Source organism: Polaromonas sp. P1_G2 (genome assembly GCF_056405515.1).
This window is the reverse complement of record NZ_JBFUBY010001819.1, coordinates 1-353: the sequence shown is the minus strand read 5'-3', so window position 1 is coordinate 353 and position 353 is coordinate 1. Positions and strand designations below refer to the sequence as shown.

1 protein-coding gene is annotated in these 353 nt (G+C 63.5%); it reads left to right on the top strand.

The features are described 5' to 3' along the window. A partial coding sequence (locus AC1D0P_RS32740; RefSeq protein WP_477680525.1) for a hypothetical protein occupies nt 1-353 on the top strand: 353 nt, incomplete at both ends.

Genomic DNA, 353 nt, shown 5'->3' with positions numbered 1-353 from the left:
CTTTCGGTGACGGCGGACACAGCGCTCCATGGCCAAGCCACGCATCTCTCCGCCAATGTGATGCTGGACCAAGGCCAAGTGGCCGTCCCCACATTCCAGGCCACCATCGGCAGAAGCAGTTTTGACGGCACGCTCGCCTTCGGTCCGAAATTCCAGCCGGCAGGCCACGTGACCTTCGACATTCCCGATGCCGGCGCACTTGCCTCCGTGATCGGCCAGAAGGCAGAGGGCGCGCTGAAGGGCGGCGCGGACATCACCTCCGAAAATGGCAAGATCGGCATCAGGCTCGACGCCGATGGCACAGTGCGTCAGCAGGTGATCACGGCACTGGCTGACATCAGCCTCGACCATGG